18 protein-coding genes and 1 riboswitch are annotated in these 20,822 nt (G+C 63.1%); of the genes, 12 read left to right on the forward strand and 6 right to left on the reverse strand.

Going from position 1 to position 20,822, the window contains the following annotated elements:
• Positions 1–231: 231 nt before the first annotated feature.
• The 6 genes from PXJ20_RS11055 to PXJ20_RS11080 all read right to left on the reverse strand — a co-directional run bounded on the left by PXJ20_RS11055 (position 232) and on the right by PXJ20_RS11080 (position 7,312).
• A complete protein-coding gene (locus tag PXJ20_RS11055; protein WP_421030707.1) occupies positions 232–1,194 on the reverse strand; it encodes a DMT family transporter in 963 nt (320 codons plus the stop codon).
• Positions 1,195–1,521: 327 nt separating this feature from the next.
• Complete coding sequence (locus tag PXJ20_RS11060) at positions 1,522–3,120, reverse strand: L-lactate permease (RefSeq protein WP_421030708.1); 1,599 nt, start codon at positions 3,118–3,120, stop codon at positions 1,522–1,524.
• Between the two features lie 224 nt (positions 3,121–3,344).
• Positions 3,345–3,767 (reverse strand): hypothetical protein, encoded by a 423-nt coding sequence (locus PXJ20_RS11065; RefSeq protein WP_413213588.1) that lies wholly within the window; start codon positions 3,765–3,767, stop codon positions 3,345–3,347.
• Between the two features lie 336 nt (positions 3,768–4,103).
• Entirely contained in the window at positions 4,104–4,328 is a 225-nt protein-coding gene (locus PXJ20_RS11070; protein WP_017777865.1) for a glycine zipper 2TM domain-containing protein, read from the reverse strand.
• Positions 4,329–4,626: 298 nt separating this feature from the next.
• A complete protein-coding gene (gene thiC / locus PXJ20_RS11075; RefSeq protein ID WP_277597737.1) occupies positions 4,627–6,558 on the reverse strand; it encodes a phosphomethylpyrimidine synthase ThiC in 1,932 nt (643 codons plus the stop codon).
• A gap of 92 nt (positions 6,559–6,650) precedes the next feature.
• Positions 6,651–6,767: riboswitch (TPP riboswitch) on the reverse strand.
• A 134-nt stretch (positions 6,768–6,901) separates the two neighbouring features.
• Positions 6,902–7,312, reverse strand: a complete 411-nt coding sequence (locus PXJ20_RS11080; protein ID WP_126875818.1) for a GreA/GreB family elongation factor — start codon at positions 7,310–7,312, stop codon at positions 6,902–6,904.
• 448 nt (positions 7,313–7,760) lie between these two features.
• Here PXJ20_RS11080 and PXJ20_RS11085 point away from each other — a divergent pair, with 448 nt between their 5' ends.
• From PXJ20_RS11085 to PXJ20_RS11140, 12 genes are all read left to right on the forward strand, one after another.
• Positions 7,761–8,639, forward strand: a complete 879-nt coding sequence (locus PXJ20_RS11085) for a DUF1223 domain-containing protein (RefSeq protein WP_421030710.1) — start codon at positions 7,761–7,763, stop codon at positions 8,637–8,639.
• Between the two features lie 23 nt (positions 8,640–8,662).
• Positions 8,663–9,322, forward strand: coding sequence for a cytochrome b/b6 domain-containing protein (locus tag PXJ20_RS11090; RefSeq protein WP_421030711.1), 660 nt, complete (start codon positions 8,663–8,665; stop codon positions 9,320–9,322).
• Between the two features lie 11 nt (positions 9,323–9,333).
• Positions 9,334–10,113 (forward strand): molybdopterin-dependent oxidoreductase, encoded by a 780-nt coding sequence (locus PXJ20_RS11095; protein WP_277597739.1) that lies wholly within the window; start codon positions 9,334–9,336, stop codon positions 10,111–10,113.
• Between the two features lie 126 nt (positions 10,114–10,239).
• Positions 10,240–10,479, forward strand: coding sequence for a pentapeptide MXKDX repeat protein (locus PXJ20_RS11100; protein ID WP_421030712.1), 240 nt, complete (start codon positions 10,240–10,242; stop codon positions 10,477–10,479).
• Positions 10,480–11,055: 576 nt separating this feature from the next.
• Positions 11,056–11,763, forward strand: a complete 708-nt coding sequence (locus tag PXJ20_RS11105; protein ID WP_026122060.1) for an energy transducer TonB — start codon at positions 11,056–11,058, stop codon at positions 11,761–11,763.
• 79 nt (positions 11,764–11,842) lie between these two features.
• Entirely contained in the window at positions 11,843–12,742 is a 900-nt protein-coding gene (locus PXJ20_RS11110; protein WP_421030713.1) for a MotA/TolQ/ExbB proton channel family protein, read from the forward strand.
• 6 nt (positions 12,743–12,748) lie between these two features.
• Complete coding sequence (locus PXJ20_RS11115) at positions 12,749–13,171, forward strand: ExbD/TolR family protein (RefSeq protein ID WP_017777874.1); 423 nt, start codon at positions 12,749–12,751, stop codon at positions 13,169–13,171.
• Positions 13,172–13,180: 9 nt separating this feature from the next.
• Positions 13,181–13,609 (forward strand): ExbD/TolR family protein, encoded by a 429-nt coding sequence (locus PXJ20_RS11120; RefSeq protein ID WP_026122061.1) that lies wholly within the window; start codon positions 13,181–13,183, stop codon positions 13,607–13,609.
• 66 nt (positions 13,610–13,675) lie between these two features.
• On the forward strand, positions 13,676–14,887 hold the full coding sequence (locus PXJ20_RS11125) for a tetratricopeptide repeat protein (RefSeq protein WP_413213593.1): 1,212 nt from the start codon (positions 13,676–13,678) through the stop codon (positions 14,885–14,887).
• A 272-nt stretch (positions 14,888–15,159) separates the two neighbouring features.
• Positions 15,160–15,744 (forward strand): helix-turn-helix domain-containing protein, encoded by a 585-nt coding sequence (locus PXJ20_RS11130; RefSeq protein WP_033351945.1) that lies wholly within the window; start codon positions 15,160–15,162, stop codon positions 15,742–15,744.
• A 343-nt stretch (positions 15,745–16,087) separates the two neighbouring features.
• Positions 16,088–18,838 (forward strand): TonB-dependent receptor plug domain-containing protein, encoded by a 2,751-nt coding sequence (locus tag PXJ20_RS11135; protein ID WP_421030714.1) that lies wholly within the window; start codon positions 16,088–16,090, stop codon positions 18,836–18,838.
• A gap of 128 nt (positions 18,839–18,966) precedes the next feature.
• Positions 18,967–20,817: an extracellular solute-binding protein gene (locus PXJ20_RS11140; RefSeq protein ID WP_413213862.1), complete on the forward strand. Its 1,851-nt coding sequence runs from the start codon at positions 18,967–18,969 to the stop codon at positions 20,815–20,817.
• Positions 20,818–20,822: the final 5 nt, after the last annotated feature.

The raw sequence follows: 20,822 nt of genomic DNA on the forward strand, positions 1-20,822 counted from the left end.
CGACCTCGTTGCGCGTACCGGTCCGCGAACCGGCGTGCGCTGCCCGACGACGACCTGTGCGAATCACCTGGAGCGCGTTCGCGCGAGGTCTCGATGGCCCCGTCGCCTATCCTCGTAGGGCGACGGTTTTGCCCGCACTCCGATGGAGTGCGGGCTATTTTTTTACCCGAGATCGGGTCAGACGGACGGACGCATCGAATTCTTCGAAGACCAGGTGGGTGCCGTCGCTCGTCACCCCCGCGTTTCCCCCCGGCCCACCGCCCTCGACTCACGCGGCCGCACCCCCGGAATGCGCCGGATCGCACCCGTCGCGAGGGCCGTGCCCGCCAGAATCACGCCGCAGCCTGCCAGCATGCCGGCCGATACGTGCTCGTCCAGAAAGAGCGCGCCCCACAGAATGCCGAACACTGGAATGACGAACGTGACGGTCATGGCCCGCGCCGGTCCTGCTGTCGCGATCAGATGAAAGTACATGATGTACGCGATGCCGGTGCACGCAACGCCGAGCGCGATCACGGCGCCCCAGGCGTCGAGCGGAATCGGGGCCGAGGGCCATGACGCGATGGCCGGCGGCAGAAGCAGAACCGTGGCGCCCGTCATGGTGCCCGTGGCGACAGTGAGGGCGTCCACGCCTGCCAGATACTTCTTCGTATAGTTGGCCGCGATGCCGTAGAGCAGCGTCGCGCCGAGCGCTGCAGCGGCGGCAAGCGCCGTGGCGAACGGCGACGCTGCCGATGCCGCCGCGCCCGCATGCGGCGTCGCGATCTGATCCCACACCAGCATGAGCACGCCCGCGAAACCCAACGCCATACCGATGCTGCGCAGCGCGCCGAGCCGGTCTTTGAGCCACAGAAACGCGACGAGCGCGCCCCACAGCGGCGTGGTCGCATTGATGACCGAGGTCACGCCGGCCGAGAGTGTGAATTCGGCATACGAGAGGAGGCAGAACGGCGCTGCTGAATTGAGCACGCCGACCACGACGAGCGGCAAGGCACGCTGGCGCAGCGTGGTCAACGCTTCGCGCGCGGGGCGCCGCGCGAACAGCACGACGAGAAGGAACAATGCGCCGATACCCACGCGCACGGCAACGAGCGGTGCCACGCCGAAACCGGTTACGCCAACGCGAATGAAGAGGAAGGAGGCGCCCCACAATGCGGCGAGAATGACGAGCTGGAAGACGTTCTTGATATTCATGAGGGGTGCGCCGCGCACGGTTGAGTCGCGACGTGCGACGCATGGTATCACCGCGCATGTGGCCGACGTTTCACGCCGCAATGAAACGGCAAGATTCGGGAGAGCGCATGAGGGCAAGCGAGCCGATGAGGCAGAGCACGCGAGACAGCCGCAGCAAAACCGCAGCAGGGGAGCCGCCGCTGCGTGCACGCCCGGATCGGCATCGGCACGCAGCGAGCCCGGGAGACACGAAGTTCAACCAGACGAACGTGTCGCAAAGAGCGGGCAAAACTTCCGCTGCCCGCTATCCGTCACCTGCCGCGGCGCGAGCGGCCGCAGCGATGGAAATCAATGCGGAATCATCCCCGGCACGACGTTCTGCTGAATCCACACGAGAATGCCGAGCAGGATGGTGAGCAGGATCGAATGCTTGAACGTCTTTGCAAAGACGTGGCCTTCCTGGCCTTTGAGGTTGGTAGTCGCCACACCCGTGGAGATGTTCTGCGGCGAGATCATCTTGCCCATCACGCCACCCGACGAGTTGGTCGCTGCCATCAGCACCGGATGCAGGTTGAGCTGCCGCGCGGCCACCACCTGCAGGTTGCCGAAGAGCGCATTGCCCGAGGTATCGCTGCCCGAGAGGAACACCGCCACCCAGCCGAGAAACGCGGAGACGAGCGGAAAGAACGCTCCCACCGACGCCACGCCGAGACCGAGCGTGTAGTTGAGCCCCGAGTAGTTCATGAGATACGCGAGCCCCACGATCGTCGCCACCGTGAAGATGGCGATACGGGTCTGCACCCAGGTATCGACGATGGCGCAGCCGAACTCGCGCGGCTTCAGCCCCACGACGAAGGCCGTGATGATCGCGGCCACCAGAATCGCGGTGCCGGTGGCGAGCGGCTGGAAGTCCCACACCGCGCCGTACGGTGCGTTGTAGAGCGTGATGTAGACGGCCTTGTCGAGTCCTGGCCACGGAATCTTGACGTCGCCGATCGCGAAGATCTTCGCCACCGTCCACACGATCACGACCGCCGACACGATGAGCCACGGGTACCAGCCCGCCAGGCCACTGATGTCGCCGCGCACTTCTTTCTCGCGGTCGACGTTGATGGCGAAGTGCGGATCCGGCGCCGGCTTCCAGACCCGCACGAACGCGATGGTGAGGATCAGCGAGACGAGCGAGGAGAGCACGTCGGTGAGGCTATAGCTGATGTAGTTCGAGGTGACGAACTGCGTGAGCGCGAACGAAAGGCCCGAGACCAGCAACACCGGCCACACGCGCAGCATGTTGCGAAAGCCCGCGTACACCGCGATCACGTAGAACGGCAACAACAGCGCGAAGAACGGCAACTGGCGGCCGACCATTTTGCCGAGCGTGTCGGCGGGAAGATGAGTGACCGCACCCAGCACCGTAATTGGCACGCCGAGCGCGCCGAACGCGACCGGCGCGGTGTTGAAGATGAGCGTGAACGTGAGCGCTTCGAGCGTCGGGAAGCCGAGCAGGATCAGCAGCGAACTCGTGATCGCGACCGGCGTGCCGAAGCCCGAAATGCCTTCAAACAGCGCGCCGAACGAAAAGCCCACCACGACGAGCACGACGCGCCGGTCGTTCGGCATGTTGTCGAGCAGCCACATGCGGAACGCCGCGAAGCGTCCCGAGCGCTGCGCGATGTTGTAGAGCAGGATCGCGGCGAAGACGATCCACATGACCGGCCAGATCGCGAACACGGCGCCGGCCGCCACGGCATTGAACGCAAGTCCCACGGGGAACTGCCAGCCGAAGATGGCGACGACCAGCCCCACGATGAGCCCGGCGAGCGACGCCTGCCACGCAGGCCGCCTTGCCCAGCCGAGCAGCACGAGCACGACGATGATGGGTAGCGCGGCCACGATGAAAGAAGGCAACAGGGCGTTGCCGATAGGGGTGAGCAATTGATGAAACATCACGTCTCCTTCGTTGTTGTTCGAATCGTCGCGAACACCGCGCGGGTTGGGCGCGACGGGACTGGAGCAGGACGGATGGCGTCCCCGGCATCCGCGCGCTCATGCGCGGCGTGTGTGGACGTCTTTTAAGGCGGCGTTTCAATGGCCATACGCAGCATAGGAAACGGGTGTGCCGCGTCAAGCAGGGAAACTACGGGAGGCTGGGTTATAAATGCGCGGCGAGGTCAGTGATGGCGCCCGCCATGGCCGCCGTGCCAGCCGCCGCCATGCCAGTAGCCGAAATTGAACGATACCGACGGGCCCCATCCGTACCCGCCCCAGGGGTAAGGGTAGTAAGCCGGATATACGGGCCATGCCGGATAGACCGGCACGGGCGCGACCACGACAGGCGGTGGCGCGTACAGCGGAGCGGGATACTGCGCGTCAGGTGGAACGTCAGACGGAGAAACGGTCTGCGCCGACGTGACGGGTGCCTGGGAAGACGACGCGGCCGAAGGCGCGATCGGCACCTCGCGCTGCGTAGCCGCGGTTGGCACCGGCGGCGCGTAATAGTAGGCGGGGTAGTACGGGTAATAGTAGTAGCAGCCGGACAGCGCAAGCAGTGCGCCGGCACTGGCTATGCGGGCCGCAGCGGGGAACAGCTTCATGATGAGGCGCTCCTTCTCGATGCTTCTTGCCGCATTCCGTCAGGACGATGGCGCTGCCGCTGATCAACCTGATCAACGCGGTTCGCGCGGCCGGGCCTGCTACGCGCGGCGCATACGTGGCGTGTGTCGAACAGATCGAGCATACGCCGCCGTCGGCACGTCGCCTATTGCAAAGCCGTAACGCCCTGTTTCACATCATTTCAGCTGCGCGGCCCTAATAAAAACGCGGCGCACCCCGTGTTCGGGTGTGCGCCGCGCGAATCTCCCTGATTGGTGCCGCCGCTGATGATCGTTGTGTTATTCAGCCTCTGATGCTGCCGGACACTCCTGGGTGCGTTACTTGCCCACCTGGTTGCCGATGATGCCGCCTACGGCCGCGCCGCCCAACGTGGAGAGCGCATTGCCGCCGATGGCCGCGCCCGCCACACCGCCTACACCTGCACCGATGGCCGTATCGCGCTGCCGCGTCGTCATGTTGTCGCAAGCCGAGAGGCTCGCCACGAGAGCCACAACCGCCGCCAGCACACCAAGCCGTGCACCCGGATGCCGAACCGCTTTCATGATCGCTACTCCTTCTTGTTGAAAGACGCGGTGCCGGCGGTCAGGCCCGCCCGGCACCTGATAAGACGATCTTATCTAGGAGGGCCGTATCAGGGTGTGTACGCTTGTCAGCAGATTGTCGGATCGGTAAATAAATGTTTCGGGCGGTGGCGATGCAGCGCAATTTCGCTGCATCGCCACCGCCCGAATTGGCCTGGACTTAGGCCTGCACCAAGGCCTGCGCCGCCGTCCGGTCGCGCCATGCTGCAGGGCGCAAGCTCGAACACGCAGACGGCGCAGGGCAAAGCCCGCGCTTACGTCATTGCCGCTGGTAGATTTCGGCGCCTTGCTTGACGAACTCGACAGCCTTCACTTCCATGCCTTTCTTCAGCGCTTCGTCGTCGCTCAGGCCTTCTTTTGCAGCGTATTCGCGCACGTCCTGTGTGATCTTCATCGAGCAGAAGTGCGGGCCGCACATCGAGCAGAAGTGCGCCACCTTCGCCGAGTCCTTCGGCAGCGTTTCGTCGTGGAACTGGCGTGCCTTGTCCGGGTCGAGGCCCAGGTTGAACTGGTCTTCCCAGCGGAACTCGAATCGGGCCTTCGAAAGCGCGTTGTCGCGCACCTGCGCGCCGGGGTGTCCCTTCGCGAGATCCGCCGCGTGCGCCGCGAGCTTGTACGTGATGATGCCTTCCTTGACGTCGTTCTTGTCGGGCAGGCCGAGGTGCTCTTTGGGCGTCACGTAGCAGAGCATCGCCGTGCCGAACCAGCCGATCATCGCCGCGCCGATGCCCGACGTAATGTGGTCGTAACCTGGCGCGATGTCGGTGGTGAGCGGCCCGAGCGTGTAGAACGGCGCCTCGTCGCACCAGTCGAGCTGCAGGTCCATGTTCTCCTTGATGAGCTGCATGGGCACGTGGCCGGGGCCCTCGATCATGGTCTGCACGTCATGCTTCCACGCGATCTGCGTGAGCTCGCCGAGCGTCTTGAGTTCGGCCAGTTGCGCTTCGTCGTTGGCGTCGTAGATGGAGCCGGGACGCAGGCCGTCGCCCAGCGAGAAGCTCACGTCGTACGCCTTCATGATTTCGCAGATCTCTTCGAAGTGCTCGTACAGGAAGCTTTCGCGATGATGCGCGAGACACCACTTGGCCATGATCGAGCCGCCGCGCGACACGATGCCGGTCATGCGCCTGGCTGTCATCGGCACGTAAGGCAGGCGCACGCCGGCGTGGATCGTGAAGTAGTCCACGCCTTGCTCGGCCTGCTCGATCAGCGTGTCGCGGAAAATTTCCCACGTGAGTTCTTCTGCTTTGCCGTGAACCTTTTCGAGCGCCTGATAGATCGGCACCGTACCGATGGGCACCGGGCTGTTGCGAATGATCCATTCGCGCGTTTCATGAATGTGCTTGCCGGTGGAGAGATCCATGACCGTGTCGCCGCCCCAGCGGATGGCCCACGTCATCTTGTCCACTTCCTCGCCGATCGACGACGTCACCGCCGAGTTGCCGATGTTCGCGTTGATCTTCACGAGGAAGTTGCGGCCGATGATCATCGGCTCCGTTTCCGGGTGATTGATGTTCGCCGGGATGATGGCACGGCCGCGCGCCACTTCCTCGCGCACGAAATCGGGCGTGATCTCTTTCGGCGCGTTTGCACCGAACGCCGTGGCGCCGAACGCCTGGCCCGGATGCTGACGGCCCATCATCGCGGCGAGCTTTTCGCCGTTCGGGCCGCTCGCACGCAGGCTTTCCAGATATTCGGCGCGGCGCTGGTTCTCGCGGATCGCGATGTACTCCATTTCCGGCGTGACGATGCCCTGGCGCGCGTAGTGCATCTGCGTGACGTTGCGGCCGGCTTTCGCGCGGCGCGGCGTGCGGTGCAGGCCCGGAAAGCGCAGTTCGGCGGTGGCGGCGTCGGCGGCACGCTCGCGGCCGTAGGCGCTCGAGAGGCCCGGCAGCGCTTCCGTGTCGCCGCGTGCTTCGATCCAGCGCTGGCGCAGCGCGGGCAGACCCGCGCGGATGTCGATGCGCGCTTCGGGGTCGGTGTAGGGACCGGAGGTGTCGTAAACGTAGACGGGTGGATTCTTCTCGCCGCCGAACGCCGTGGGCGTGTCGGCCTGGGTGATTTCGCGCATCGGCACGCGGATGTCGGGCTGCGAGCCGGTCACGTAGACCTTGCGTGAGTTCGGCAGCGGTTCGACGGCGGCGGCGTCCACACGCGCGTCAGCGGAAAGGAATTTTGGGTTCGCGTTCATGCATCTCTCCTGATGTGGGTTCGCTACGCAGGAGACGAAATGAACGTGGACGGATTTCGCGAGAAGAGGTGGCCCGAAAGCCGATGAAACCGAGGCGAAACCCGGACGCTTCCCTGCGCTGGCATTATCCAGATCAGGTTCAAAGGGTATTTCTCACCCGCGGCAAGCGTCGCCGAAGCGACGCCGACGCAGGACCCCCGCGCAAGCAGCCGTCAAGATACACCGGGCGGTTGCAGCTTGGCAACCCGTTCCGCACCCCGCCTTGTACCGGTCCTGTATAGGCATCTGGACCCGCTGCCAGACCTTTTCGGCGCACCAGAGGCGGCGCTGCGCCGCGGCAATTTCACGACGCGGTGTCGTTGGCCGCCTCGGGCTGATACAGGATCTTGTCGACCTTCATCGCCTTCTGCACGCCGCCCGGCGTCGTGAAGTGAATGTGCTCGCCACGCTTCGCACCAAGCAGCGCGTGGCCCGCAGGCGAAAACACGTTGAGCCGTCCGTGCGCCACGTCGGCCTGCGGTGGGTAGACGACGGTCCACGTCATGGATTCGCCCGTCTGTTCGTCGAGCAGCACGACCTGCGATCCGATCGTCACCACATTACGCGCAATCTCGTGCGCATCCACGATGGCCGCATGCTCCAGCAACTCATCGAGCAATGGTTGACGTTGATGCGCGAGCGCGGGCTCGGCCGCAAATTTCGTCAGGCGGGCCACTTCGAGCTCGGTCAGATAGCAGATCTTTTTCTTCTTCACAGCGGTTCTCCTGTTCGATCCAGAAAAGAAAAGCTTGCGGATGCGACTGGCCCGGAGCCCGACCGGCCGGCTCCATAAGCTTGAGGGAGGGCTGGTTCAGATCGGGCGCCGGGCGGTGGAGAGCGGCGCGACGGCAAGACCGGCAAGGCACGCTCGCGCGAACGTACGGCGAGCGCGTGCGCTCGCCACGCCCGTTCGGCGGTGGCGACGCATGAGACTCGGCATTCGGGTGCGGGGCGCGGGCATGGGAGAAACAGGCGTTAGCGCAAGCGCGTGTCGCGCGAGGCATTGAGCAGATGGAACGAATTCATCATAGCACCGCGTCCGTATACCGGCTCGTGGCTGCTATCGGCATTGCGTTTGCGTCGGCACAAAAAATTTTCGCTGGCGCTGTCATAAGTGGCTCACACCACCGACCAACGTGCAGTTTCCTCGATTGGAGCCGGTGATGCAGACCAGATACGGATGGATGAGCACGCGGTGCATACGGGCGTTGGCGCTCTCGCTCGTATGGGCGGTGAGCGGCGCGGCGCAGGCTGCGTCGGTCTGCACGGCGCGTAGCCCGGCGCATCGTGTCGCGCTCGTCGAGCTCTACAGCAGCGAAGGTTGCAGCAGTTGCCCGCCCGCGGACCATTGGCTGAGCCAGTGGAAAGACGGCGGCACGGCGAGCGGGGTGGTGCCGCTCGCGCTGCACGTCGATTACTGGAACAGCCTCGGGTGGACCGATCGCTTTTCGCGGCACAGTTTTACGGAACGCCAACAAGGTCTCGCCGAGCGCGCCGGAGGTCATCTCGTCTACACGCCCGAAGTGTTCGTTTCGGGACGCGAGTTGCGCAACTGGTCGCATGCCGCGAGTTTCGATGCACTCGTCGCGCAGGTGCGCTCTGAACCGGCCGCAGCCGACATCACGATCACGCTCGAACCGGCTGGTACTGATTCGGCTTCCTCAGTAATGGGCGTAATGGGCGCGGCAGCGTCGACGCAACCGATGCATGTCGTGGTCGATGCGCAATTCACGGCTCACGGCGCACGCGAGCGTGGTCCGCTCGACGCCTACGTGGCCGTCTACGAGAACGCGCTCACGACGCAGGTGCGCGCCGGCGAGAACAGCGGTGCGACCCTGCATCACGATCGCGTGGTGCGCCAATGGATCGGCCCTGTCGCGCTGGATGCGGGACATGCGCACATCGAGCGCGAGATCGCCTTGCCGGCCGACGCCCAGGACGCGCTCAAAGCCTCGCGTGGGTCGTTCGGCGTCGTCGCCTTCGTCGAAAATGCGGCGAGCGGTGACGTCCTCCAGGCAGCCGACCTGCCTGCGTGCCACTGACCGGATTTTTCCTGGAGATCGATATGGCCACCCCTGAAACGAGCGCTCGCGATGTGCATCGCGACGCGCCCACCGAGAAACGAACGCATCCTTCCGGCGGCGTCATTCATCCGCTTTGGCTGCGCCTCACGCACTGGCTCAACGCGCTGGCCGCGCTCGTGATGATGTTTTCCGGCTGGCGCATCTATAACGCGTCGCCGGTGTTCGCGGGTTTCAGTTTTCCGAATGCCGTCACGCTCGGCGGCTGGTTGGGCGGTGCGCTGCTGTGGCACTTCGCGGCGATGTGGCTGCTTGTTTTCAATGGACTCGTCTATCTCGCGCTGAACCTCGCCACAGGCCGTTTCGCACGAAAGTACCTGCCGCTCACGCCACGCGCGGTGCTGCGCGACCTCGTGGGTGCGCTCACCGGCAAGCTTTCGCACGCCGACCTGCGCCACTACAACGCCGTACAGAAGGCAGCGTATGTGTTCGTGATAGCCGATCTGATCGTGCTCGTGCTGTCCGGGCTCGCCGTCTGGAAATCGGTGCAGTTCCCGCTGCTGCGTGACTTGATGGGCGGCTACGACAATGCACGCGTCGTGCATTTCGTTGCGATGTCGTTGATGGTCGCATTCGTCGCCGTGCATCTCGTGATGGTGGCGCTCGTTCCGCGCTCGCTCGTTGCGATGCTGCGCGGACGTTAAGGAGAAACGTCATGAGCATGGAAAGCAAAAAAACGATAGCGAAGCTCGACCGCGAGTCGATCCTCATCGACGCGCGCCGCGAACTAGCCATGCCGGCGCGACGCGCGTTCGGCAAGCAGTTGATGAGCCTTGGCGGCCTCGTGATGCTGACCGGCTGCAACGTCACGGACGAAGATTCGGTGAATCGCTTTCTGCGCGCAGTCTCGCGTCTGAATGACCGCGCGCAGGCCGCGATCTTCGATCCGAACCAGCTCGCTCCCACTTACACCGAAGCGCAGATCACGCGGCCGTTTCCGTTCAACGCCTACTACGGCATCGACGAAGTGCCTCACGTCGACGCGTCCGCCTACCGTCTCACGGTGAGCGGCCTCGCTACCGGCCAGCGCGTGTGGACGCTGCCCGAACTCTACGCGCTGCCGCACGTCGAGCAGATTACGCGGCACATCTGCGTGGAGGGCTGGAGTGCGATCGGACGCTGGGGCGGCACGCCGTTTCGCGAGTTCTTGCGGCGCGCAGGCGCGGACACCACGGCGAAGTACGTCGGCTTCAAGTGCGCCGACGACTACTACGAAAGCATCGATATGCCGACGGCGCTGCATCCCCAGACTTTGCTCACGTTCGACTACGACGGCGAGCGTCTACCTGCCAAATACGGATTCCCGATGAAATTGAGAATGCCGACCAAGCTCGGCTACAAGAATCCCAAGCACATCGTGGAAATCTTCGTCACCAACACGTTCCCTGGCGGCTACTGGGTCGATCAGGGCTACAACTGGTTCGGAGGCTCCTGACGCGCGCGGGCGGCCACACCTGATCGGTCAAAGGCGGCCCCGGACGGCAGGTGCTTCAGAAGACCCGGCAACGCATGGTGCGTGGCCGGATAGACACACCTCATCACAACCCATGGAGTGATCAACATGAAGACGCTGAAGAAAATGACGATGGCAGTCCTGACGATTTCGCTGATGACGGCGGGTGGTGTGGCATTCGCCCAGGAAGCGAACGGCGCGATGTCTCACGACGCCATGTCCCACGACACCATGTCTCATGACTCGATGTCGAAAGACAACATGAAGCACGACAAGATGGCAAAGAGCGACAAGATGAAAAAGGGTGACGCGATGAAGCACGAAGCGTCGGGCGCGATGAGCAACTAACGAAGGGAAGGGGCACACCTGTCCCATTGACTGGGATAACGCGTTGTCATGCAAAAGCCGGGTTTACCCGGCTTTTTAATTTGCTCTGAAAAACCGGTAAGACATTGCCGCTGCGGCAGTGGAAATGATGCGCTTCAGGTGCAATTTTTTACCGGGTTAAGGTATTTGAATAAGGTGTAATTACTGAAATAGTGTTTTGTAATTTAATAGAAAGGTGATGTTAATGTTTTCCGCCGGAGCCGTGCCAGTTAAGGCTGTAGCGGCGGCTTTCATGCACGCCACATTAATTGTGACAATGGGGCGTTCAGCCTTTCGAGGGATTACTCTAAAAACAGTATGTTCTCATCAAAAAAAGTTTGACCGCCTATTTTGAAGTGACTATCTTTGCACCCCATCCAGTCCGGCGCGCAACTTTCGGTAAGGTTCTGGATCGTAGCGAGCCCTCCCGCAATCGCTGTCGGCCGCTATAGCTTCCTTCTCGCGCGTCGGGCTTCATTGCAGTCGATTAGTACCACTATCTAGTACAGAAGGTGCGGTGCTTACGGAAATGTGCGGTTCACGCAGGGAGGTGTGAAGGTGGTCTCGAAAGTCGAAGGGCAGTTTCCGGTTGCGGCGGGCCGGCTGGCAGGGCAGGGGCGCCCACGCCAGTTCGGTCGCAAGCAGCAAAGTCCCGCGCGCCGCTTCGGCGGTATCGCAGCTGTCATCCTTCTGCACGTCTTGCTTGTCTACGCGCTCCTCAACGGCCTTGCGACCAAGGTCGTGCATGTCATCCAGCATCCCATCGAAACAAAAATCATCGAGCCGGTGAAGCCGCCGCCGCCTCCGCCGCTGCCCGTCGTGCAGTTGCCGCCGCCGAAGTTCGCGCCGCCTCCGCCGCCATTCGTGCCGCCGCCCGAAGTGCCTGTGCAGGCGCCGCCTCAGCCCACCATCACCCATCAGGCCACGCCGGTGCAGTCCGCGCCGGCCGTTGCTCCGCCAGCCCCGCCCGCGCCCGTGGCGCCCGCCAAGCCGGTGAGTCATGAGATTGGCGTGGTGTGTCCGAACTCGGATCAGGTGCGTGCTTCCATGACGTACCCGAAGGAGGCGCAGGAAAACAACATCACGGGTGACGTCCTGATCGAATTCGTTGTGGACCCCGAAGGGCACATCACGAACGAGCGTGTCGCGCAGTCCGCAGATCCGGTACTCGATCGCGCTGCGTTCAACACGGTGAGGCGCTTCAACTGCATTTCTCAGGGCCAGGCTGTCCGTGTACAGGTTCCGTTCTCGTTCAACTTGAACTGAACACGCCGCACGTGCGGTACCGGTAGCGATTGATTAACGACACAGGTTGTACAGGTTCAACGGACAAAGTGGAGTAGATATGAACAAGCGTACTCTCGCCGCTCTGGCGGCAGGCATCGTGATCGCAGCAGGCGCGGTGGATACCTTCGTGGTGCCGCAGGCAGCGTGGGCTCAGGCGAGCGATGCGACGGCGACGGCAACGGCTGCGCCTCAAACGGCTGCGCCCGCTGCCGATCAGCCGGCGCCGCCGCCCGCACCGGCCAGCACCGAAGCGGTCGAGAATCCCTATGGTCTCGGTGCGCTCTGGAAAAACGGCGACTTCGTTGCGCGCTTCGTGCTCGGTCTGCTCGTGGTGATGTCGATGGGTAGCTGGTACATCATGATCACCAAATTCTTCGAACAGTTCCGCGCCAACCGCCGCGCCAAGGTGGCCGACGAGCAACTGTGGAGCGCGCCGTCGCTGGCAGAAGGCGCGAAGCAACTCGAGGAATCGTCGCCGTTCCGCTTCATCGCCGAAACCGCGATCGAAGCCGGCGAACATCACGACGAAGCGTTGCTCGAAGCAGTGGATCGCAATACATGGATCGATGCGTCGGTCGAGCGCGCCATTACCAACGTGTCGAACCGCCTGCAGGACGGTCTCGCGTTTCTCGGCACGGTGGGCTCCACGGCGCCGTTTGTGGGTCTCTTCGGCACGGTGTGGGGCATCTATCACGCACTGACCGCCATCGGTATTGCCGGCCAGGCTTCTATCGACAAGGTGGCGGGCCCTGTGGGCGAAGCGCTCATCATGACGGCCATCGGTCTCGCGGTCGCCGTGCCCGCGGTGCTCGGCTACAACTTCCTCGTTCGCCGCAACAAGTCGGTGATGGAACGCGTGCGTGCCTTCGGCGCGCAACTCCATACCGTGGTGCTGGCAGGCGGCAAGCGCCAGGTGCGTGTGGCAAGCAAGGCGCAGCTCGTCGAACAGGCGGGGTAATCAACCATGGCCATGACCGTTGGAGACGCAGAGAGCGACGAAGTCATCTCCAATATCAACACCACGCCGCTCGTGGACGTGATGCTGGTACTCCTGATCATCTTTCTGATCACGATTCCGGTCGTCACGCACACGGTGCCCCTGCAATTGCCGAAGGAGCGTATCCAGCCGCTGCAAACGCAGCCGAAGAGTATCGAGATCGCGGTGAACCGCGATGGCGATTTCTTCTGGAACGAAACGCACGTGGACGCGCAGACGCTGCTGGATCGCCTGAAGACCGTGTCCGTGCAGACGCCGCAGCCCGAAGTGCACGTGCGCGGCGATCAGAGCACGCGCTACGAGTTCATCGGACGCGTGATTACGGCGTGCGAGCGCGCGGGTATCGCGAAGGTTTCATTTATCACTGAGCCGCCTGCGCGCGGCGGCTAGGAGTCGACGATGGGGATGAACGTACCTTCGGGCGGTGGCAGCGAACCGGAAGTGATGGTCGACATCAACACCACACCGCTCATCGACGTGATGCTGGTGTTGCTGATCATGCTGATCATCACCATTCCGATCCAGATGCACGCCGTGAAGATGGACCTGCCGGTCGGCAATCCGCCGCCTCCGCCAAAGCAGCCCGAAGTCGTGCAGATCGATATCGATTTCGACGGCACGACGACGTGGAACGGCACGCTGGTGCCCGACCGCGCGGCGCTCGAAGCACGGCTCGCACAGGTGGCTGCCGAGCCGGACCAGGCCGAGATTCATCTGCGACCGAACCGGCTCGTGCCGTACAAGGACGTGGCCGCCGTGATGGCTGCGGCACAGCGCGTGGGTGCGACGAAGATCGGGTTGATCGGCAACGAGCAATACATGCAGTAGGTGTGCCGGGTCGCAACCGCAAAGCACATCTAAGCAACTCGCAATCGAAAGGAAGGCAGGGCACCGATGATTCATCAATGGTTCAGGGTGGCGCTCGTGCGCCGGGCTGTAGTCGCGGCCGTCTTCGGTGGTGTGTGCACAATCGCGGCACTGCCGTCGGCACAGGCTGCGGACACATTGCGTCCTGACGTGGCGAAGCCGCTCAATGCCGCGCAGGACCTGTACCGCGCGCACAAGTACAAGGACGCGCTGGCGAAGATCGCCCAGGCAGCCGCTGTGCCGGACAAAACGCCCTACGAGAACTACATGGTCCTCGAGATGCGGGGCGCTGCGGCGATGGCCGCAGGCGACGACGCGACGGCGGCGCAGGCCTACGAGTCGCTGCTCGGCTCCGGCCGGCTCAGCGCCGAAGACGAACAGCGCACCACAGCCGCGCTCGCCGGTATCTACTTCCAGCAGAAGAACTACGCACGCGCCATCGCCACGGCGCAGCGCTACCAGAAGGCAGGTGGCGCGGACCCGCAGATGCGCACGCTGCTCGTGCAATCCTGGTACCTCTCGGGCGACTGCGCAAACGTGGTCACGTCGCTCAAGTCGAGCGTCGATGCACAGACGCGCGCAGGACACACGCCTGACGAAGCCCAGCTGCAACTGCTCGGCACTTGTGCACAACGCGTGAAAGACGACACGTCGTACCGTGCCGCGCTCGAAAAGCTCGTCGCGTATTACCCGAAGCAGTCCTACTGGGACGACCTGTTTCATGCCATACGCGCGAAACCCGGCTATTCGTCGCGCCTCGATATCGACACCTACCGGCTGCGTCGCGCCACCGGTGCGCTCAACACTGCCGAAGACTACATGGAGATGACGCAGCTCGCGATCGTGGCGGGAACGAGCGCCGAAGGCAAACAGGTAATCGACCAGGGTTTCACATCAGGGGTGCTGGGTCGCGGGCCGGATGCCGAACGCGAAAAACGCCTGCAGGCGCTTGCTGCGAAGCGCGCGCAAGGGCCGGCTGATAGCGCCAATCCCGTGGCACCTGTAGATGCCGGTTTCAACCTCGTGTTCGCGGGTCAGGCAAAGCAGGGCATCGACCAGATGGAAGACGCCATCAAGAAGGGTGGTCTCGATCATCCGGATCAGGCGCAGCTTCATCTGGGCGAGGCGTATTACATCGCCGGCGAGAAGGCGCGTGCGGTGCAGGCATTCCGGGCAGTGAAGGGCACGGACGGCTCCGCGGACCTCGCACGGTTGTGGCTGCTCGTGGCCGCCAGGTGATCGCAGCAAGCGGGATGTTTGCGTTGCCGTATGCAGTGACCGCAGTGACGAAGGGGAGGTGAAGGCGTCGGGAATCGATTGCTGCATACGCAAGTCTGGATCGGCACGAGCCTCGATGAGGGGATTGTTCGTGGTTTTAAACGCGGCTCATGTTCGCTTTTAAAGCCTCGGCAAACCACGCATTTCGGCACGCCGATATACGAAAGCCCTTAGCCTTCAAAACATGATTTGCTTTTATCAAACAAATTTTGACTACGGGATTGTGTCTTGCTATGGTTTCGCCACTCGATAACAAGGCACGCGCCGCAGTACATGCTGTGGCGATAGGCAGCAAGATTCGCGCGCTGCGTCACCGGCTCAGATACACGCTGGCGGAAACAGCGGAAGCGGCGGGCATTTCGAAGCCGTTTCTCTCGCAGGTCGAACGAGGGCACGCTACGCCGTCCATCACATCGCTGGTCGGCATTGCGGAAGCGCTGGGTGTGAACGTGCAGTACTTTGTCGAGACACCGAACGAAGCACGGTCGGTATGTCGCGGCGAAGAGTTGAAGTTCTTCGGGTTCGCCGATTCCGCGAATCTTTTTGGACGCCTGACGAATCTGTCGGACGACCGCAAGCTGGAGGCCATCCTGGTCAGGATGCCGGCGGGACAGCAGCCTTCCGAAGTAACCACGCATGCGGGAGAAGAGTTCCTGTATGTGATCCGCGGACAGCTCTCTCTCACGCTGGAAGGTACGACATTCGGATTGCAGGCCGGTGACAGCGCGCACTACGCGTCCACGGTGCCGCATGGGTGGACGAATACGGCCGCTGAAGAAACGGTGCTGGTCTGGGTGGGTACACCCAAATTGTTCTAGTCGTATGCAATAACCCGTCGTTTCGTGCGAGTTTTATTGCACTCGTGACTTAGGATTACTGAATTGTAAGTGTTGATTGCCGTGCTCACGTCATACGTAGAGCGCGTGGCCGGGTATTACCTGTTTTCGGCTTTGGCGCATTGGGACCACGCACATGGCAATAGCGCAATGAGAGGTGATGGACCGGCTTTGAAGCGCGAAGTTCTTTGCAGTACTTGTTTTGGGATGTCTGGATGAAGACGGGTGACCGGGCCTGCGAAGCTTGAATTCGGCGAGCCAAGAGGACGGATAGACCGGTTTGGGATAACAACTTGACCTTACTGACAGGGTAAAGAAGGGGAATATGAAGCTAACTGTTCTAGGATCGGCCATCCGAAAGATTCTATGGGCCGAAATGGCGTTGACGGCGGTGCTCGGCACGTCTGCCTTCGCCCAAACTCCGCCGGCCACCACGGGTTCGTCCACCGGTTCATCCAGTGCGGCACCCGCCGCCGATACGCAACCCGCAGCCGCTGCGCCTGCTGCTGCATCGGGTGCAGCAACGGCTGAAGCACCGGCCGTCAAGAAGCTGCAGAAGTTCGAGGTGACAGGCTCGCTGATCCGCTCGGCGGACAAGCAAAGCAATCTCGAAGTGCAGACGATTACCGCGAAAGACATCCAGCAGAGTGGCTACACCACCGTAGCCGACTTCCTGCGTGGCACCGCGGCGAACTCGGCAAGCAGCTGGTCGCAGAGCACGATGAACACCTCGGCGCCGGGCGGCGCGGGCATCGCGCTGCGGGGCCTCAGCGAAAAGTACACGCTGGTGCTCGTCGACGGTCAACGCGTGGCGAACTACGCGCAGGCGGTCAACTTCACCGACACGTTCTTCGACGTCAACTCGATTCCGGTCAACATCGTCGACCACATCGACGTCGTGAAAACGGGCGCGGTTTCAGTGTATGGCTCGGACGCCATTGCGGGCGTGGTCAACATCGTCACGAAGAAGAACTTCCAGGGACTGCAGATCGATGGCCAGCTCGGGAAGGCACAGCATCCCGGCGACGGCCAGGGCAGCTTCAGCGTATTGGGCGGCTTCGGCGACCTCAATTCCGATCGCTTCAACGTGACAGCGGCCGCAAGCTACTACCGCGATAGCGGTTCGACGCTTGCCGATCGCGACATGACGAAGAACCAGGACTTCACTCAATACCCCGGCGGTCTTGCGGCACCGCTCGGTCCCAACCAGCAGTCGTACTGGGGTCCTGCCGGCTCCACCACCGCACTCTCGCCGTGCCCCCCGGGCAGCAGCGCGGCGAATACGGGCGGCGCATCGTGTACCTACAACACGGCTGCCGGCACGTCGCTGATTCCGGCGACCACGCGGCTCAACGCGAAGGTGCGCGCCACCTTCAAGATCGATGACACCACTGAAGCCTATGCGGGCTTCTGGGCAAGCCGCGACGAAACGGTTCAGCTGGTGGGCCCCGCGGCACTCTCAAGCACGTCGAACTTCTTCACTCCGTCGTCGGGCAGCGTGACGCAGCTTTCGCGCACCGTGCCGGCCTCGAACCCATTTAACCCGTTCGGCGTGCCGACGCCGATCAACCTGACGTTCCCGAACAACGTCGGCGTGGCGGATACGGTTTCCACGTACTGGATGGCGTCCACGGGCGTGAAGGGCTCGTTCGACACGGCGAAGTTCGGTTCGTGGGACTGGTCTCTCGATTACGGCCACTCGCAGAGCACGGTCGACTCCACGTTCACGAACCGCCTCAACGTGGCTGGCGTCGAGAACATGCTCGCCAACGGCACGTACAACTTCTCGAATCCGGCTGCGACGCCGAACGGCCTGAACGGCGTATTCAGCGACGACAACCAGCAGGCCATCTCGAAGCTCGATAGCGTCACGGCGAAGACGTCGACCACGAACCTGTTCACGCTGCCCACCGGCAACGTGGGATTCGGCGTGGGTACGGAGTTCCGTCACGAGTCGTCGCTCATCAATCCGCAGACGCTCGCCGGGCAGGGCATCACCGCGCCGGCGAACGTGCAGACCGTGGACGCTTCGCGCAACGTGGCGGCAGCGTTCTATCAGATCGACATTCCGATCCTGCACAACCTCACGTTCACGCACGCGGGTCGCTACGACCACTACAGCGACTTCGGCGGCGCGTTCTCGCCCAGCTTCGCGCTGCGCTTCCAGCCGGTGCGCATGCTGACGACCTACGCGTCGTACAGCCGCGGCTTCCGCGCACCGACGGCGGTGGAAAACTCGCAGGCCGTTTATCTGGGCCATCAGAACCTCGTGGACCCGAACGACCCGAGCGGCGTGCCCACCAAGCACTTCACGACGGAGCAGACCACCGGCAACCCGAATCTGCAGCCTGAGCACACGAAGAACTACAACATCGGCTTCGAGCTTTCGCCGGATGCGACCACCGACATCGGCGCCGCGTTCTACAAGGTGCACATCGACAGCGTGATCGGCACCGCCGATCCGAACGCCGTGCTCGACCAGAACGATCCGTCGAAGGTCATCCGCAATCCTGACGGTACGGTCCGCTACATCGTGCAGCCGTTCGTGAACCTGGGTTCGCTCGATACCGACGGCTTCGACATGAACTTCCGCAAGGCGGTTCGCACGTCGCTGGGTACCTTCACGCTGGCTGGCGACTGGGCCTACGTGTGGCACTTCAAGCTCAACACGCCGGGTGCTCCCACCCAGGACTTCGCGGGCAACAACCTGGCGCTGCTGCAACCGTTCGGCGCGAGCAATCCGCGCTGGAAGGGCAACACGAGCCTGAGCTGGGACTACCACATGTTCACGACGACGCTCACGTGGCAGTACACGGGCCCGTATACGAACGCGGTGGCGGCGGAGTTCGGCGACGGCGGCACGCTTTCGGTGGCGTCGTACAGCCAGTTCAACCTGATGGCGACGTACCGCGGCATCAAGCACTGGACGATCTACGGCGGCATCACGAACCTGTTCGACCGCAAGCCGCCGTTCGACGTGGAATGGCAAGCCGTGCCGGACATCACGGGCTACGACCAGTCGCTGTACACGAACCTCGGCCGCTTCTTCCAGGTGGGCGCGACGTACCGCTTCTGATGCTCTGACGGCATCTGCCGATGGACACGCTGCTTCCCGCCCGAGGAAAAATGGGCGGGAAGCAGCGGACCGAGTGACCCATGATGAAACTCCCGATGTATCGCGTACTTCGCACGATGCTGCGCACGATGTTCCTCCGGCCAGGCGCTGTCGCACTCGGCGCGCTCCTCGTCGCACACGGGCTGCCTGCCGAAGCCAGCCCGTTCCTTGCCCAGTTTGGCAATCCGAAATACCCACCCGACTTCACGCACTTCGACTACGCCGCCCCGAACGCGCCGTCGAACGGCACGCTGAATTTCCAGAACTACAACGATCTGCAAAGCTACGACTCGCTCAATCCGTTCCTCGTCACGGGCGCGGCCGCCCCAGACATCCAGAACCTGATGTTCGACACGCTGATGCAGCGCAGCTGGGACGAACTTGCCTCTGAATACCCGCTCATTGCTGACGACGTGGAAGTGGCGGCGGACGGGCGTTCGGCCACCTTCCACATCAACCCCGCGGCACGCTTTTCGAATGGCGACCCCATCACCGCGGCGGACGTGAAGTATTCGCTCGACACCCTGAAAAGCCCGCAGGCTTCGCCGCTCTTTTCGTCGCAGTTCGCTGAGATCAAACGCGCGAGCGTCGTGAATCGCCTGACCGTACGGTTCGACTTCGCCGATGCGTCGAGCGCGGCGCCGCTCATCGCGGGCGACCTGCCCATCTTCTCGCCGAAGTGGGGCATGCGTGCCGACGGCACACGCCCCCCGTTCGATCAGATCTCGAACGTGCCGCCCATTGCGAGCGGCGCGTATCTGATCGAGCAGCGCCGCAACGACAAGCAGATCACCTACCGCCGCAACCCGCACTACTGGGCCGCGAATCTGCCCACGCGGCGCGGCATGTACCGCTTCGAGCGCATCAACTTCCGGCTCTATCTCGACCAGTACACCAAGCTCGAAGCATTCAAGGCCGGCAACGACGACACCGACGTCGAATACAGCGCCACGCAATGGGCGCGCAAATACGTCGGCAAGAATTTCAAGTCGGGGCTGCTCGCGAAGGGCCTCTTCCCCGATGGCCCGCCGCAGATGCAAGGCTTCCTCATCAACACGCGCAAGCCGCAGTTCCAGGACGTGCGCGTGCGCGAAGCGCTCACGCTCGCGTTCGACTACGACTGGATGAACCGGTTGATGTTCTACGGTCAGTACGTGCGCACGAACAGCTATTTCGAGGACACGCCGTTCGGCGCCACGGGCACCCCGGGGCCAAAGGAACTCGCGTTGCTCGAACCCTTCCGCAAGGACCTGCCGCCCGCCGTGTTCGGGCCGATGGTGCGCCAACCCAGCACGCTGCCGCCGGGTTCGCTGCGCGCCAACCTGCGCCGCGCGCGCGAACTGCTCGCCGAAGCGGGCTGGCACTACAAGGACGGCGCGCTGCGCGATGCGAACGGCACGCCGATGACGATCGAGATTATGGACAATCAGCCCGGCATGGACCGGCTCATCATTCCGTACACCCAGGCGTTGCAGACGCTCGGCATCAACGCATATCTGCACGAGATCGACGCGGCGCTCTATCAACGCCGGCTCGACAACTTCGAGTACGACATGACCACGTTCATCTATCCGCCGGTCACGATTCCGGGCGTCGAGCTGCTGCGCCGTTTCGGCAGCAAGGCCGCAGGCGAGGTCGGATCGGAGAACTACCCCGGCATCCGTTCGCCCGCCGTCGACGCCCTCGTGCACGCTGCGGTCAGCGCCACGACGCTCGACGATCTGGAAACAGCCACGCGCGCGCTGGACCGCGTGCTCATCAACGAGTACTACCTCGTGCCGCAGTACTACATGCCGAACGCGCGCATCGGCTACAAGACGACGCTGGGCTTTCCTGCCGTGGTGCCGAAGTCGTATCAGTACGAGGACTGGGTGATCGACTACTGGTACTGCAAGCCGCAAGGCGCGGCCCAACCCGGCACCACGGCCGCAGCGCATTGAGGACC

It is taken from the genome of Paraburkholderia sp. A1RI_3L (assembly GCF_048957895.1).
Taxonomy (GTDB): domain Bacteria; phylum Pseudomonadota; class Gammaproteobacteria; order Burkholderiales; family Burkholderiaceae; genus Paraburkholderia; species Paraburkholderia kururiensis.

Bases quoted from the DNA above. Each gene is read 5' to 3' on its own strand.
- PXJ20_RS11135 (WP_421030714.1), top strand. From the start codon at position 16,088: ATGAAGCTAACTGTTCTAGGATCGGCCATCCGAAAGATTCTATGGGCC.
- PXJ20_RS11115 (WP_017777874.1), top strand. From the start codon at position 12,749: ATGGCCATGACCGTTGGAGACGCAGAGAGCGACGAAGTCATCTCCAAT.
- PXJ20_RS11095 (WP_277597739.1), top strand. From the start codon at position 9,334: ATGAGCATGGAAAGCAAAAAAACGATAGCGAAGCTCGACCGCGAGTCG.
- thiC (WP_277597737.1), bottom strand. From the start codon at position 6,558: ATGAACGCGAACCCAAAATTCCTTTCCGCTGACGCGCGTGTGGACGCC.
- PXJ20_RS11110 (WP_421030713.1), top strand. From the start codon at position 11,843: ATGAACAAGCGTACTCTCGCCGCTCTGGCGGCAGGCATCGTGATCGCA.
- PXJ20_RS11130 (WP_033351945.1), top strand. From the start codon at position 15,160: ATGGTTTCGCCACTCGATAACAAGGCACGCGCCGCAGTACATGCTGTG.
- PXJ20_RS11120 (WP_026122061.1), top strand. From the start codon at position 13,181: ATGGGGATGAACGTACCTTCGGGCGGTGGCAGCGAACCGGAAGTGATG.
- PXJ20_RS11055 (WP_421030707.1), bottom strand. From the start codon at position 1,194: ATGAATATCAAGAACGTCTTCCAGCTCGTCATTCTCGCCGCATTGTGG.
- PXJ20_RS11100 (WP_421030712.1), top strand. From the start codon at position 10,240: ATGAAGACGCTGAAGAAAATGACGATGGCAGTCCTGACGATTTCGCTG.
- PXJ20_RS11090 (WP_421030711.1), top strand. From the start codon at position 8,663: ATGGCCACCCCTGAAACGAGCGCTCGCGATGTGCATCGCGACGCGCCC.
- PXJ20_RS11085 (WP_421030710.1), top strand. From the start codon at position 7,761: ATGCAGACCAGATACGGATGGATGAGCACGCGGTGCATACGGGCGTTG.
- PXJ20_RS11125 (WP_413213593.1), top strand. From the start codon at position 13,676: ATGATTCATCAATGGTTCAGGGTGGCGCTCGTGCGCCGGGCTGTAGTC.
- PXJ20_RS11140 (WP_413213862.1), top strand. From the start codon at position 18,967: ATGTTCCTCCGGCCAGGCGCTGTCGCACTCGGCGCGCTCCTCGTCGCA.
- PXJ20_RS11060 (WP_421030708.1), bottom strand. From the start codon at position 3,120: ATGTTTCATCAATTGCTCACCCCTATCGGCAACGCCCTGTTGCCTTCT.
- PXJ20_RS11070 (WP_017777865.1), bottom strand. From the start codon at position 4,328: ATGAAAGCGGTTCGGCATCCGGGTGCACGGCTTGGTGTGCTGGCGGCG.
- PXJ20_RS11065 (WP_413213588.1), bottom strand. From the start codon at position 3,767: ATGAAGCTGTTCCCCGCTGCGGCCCGCATAGCCAGTGCCGGCGCACTG.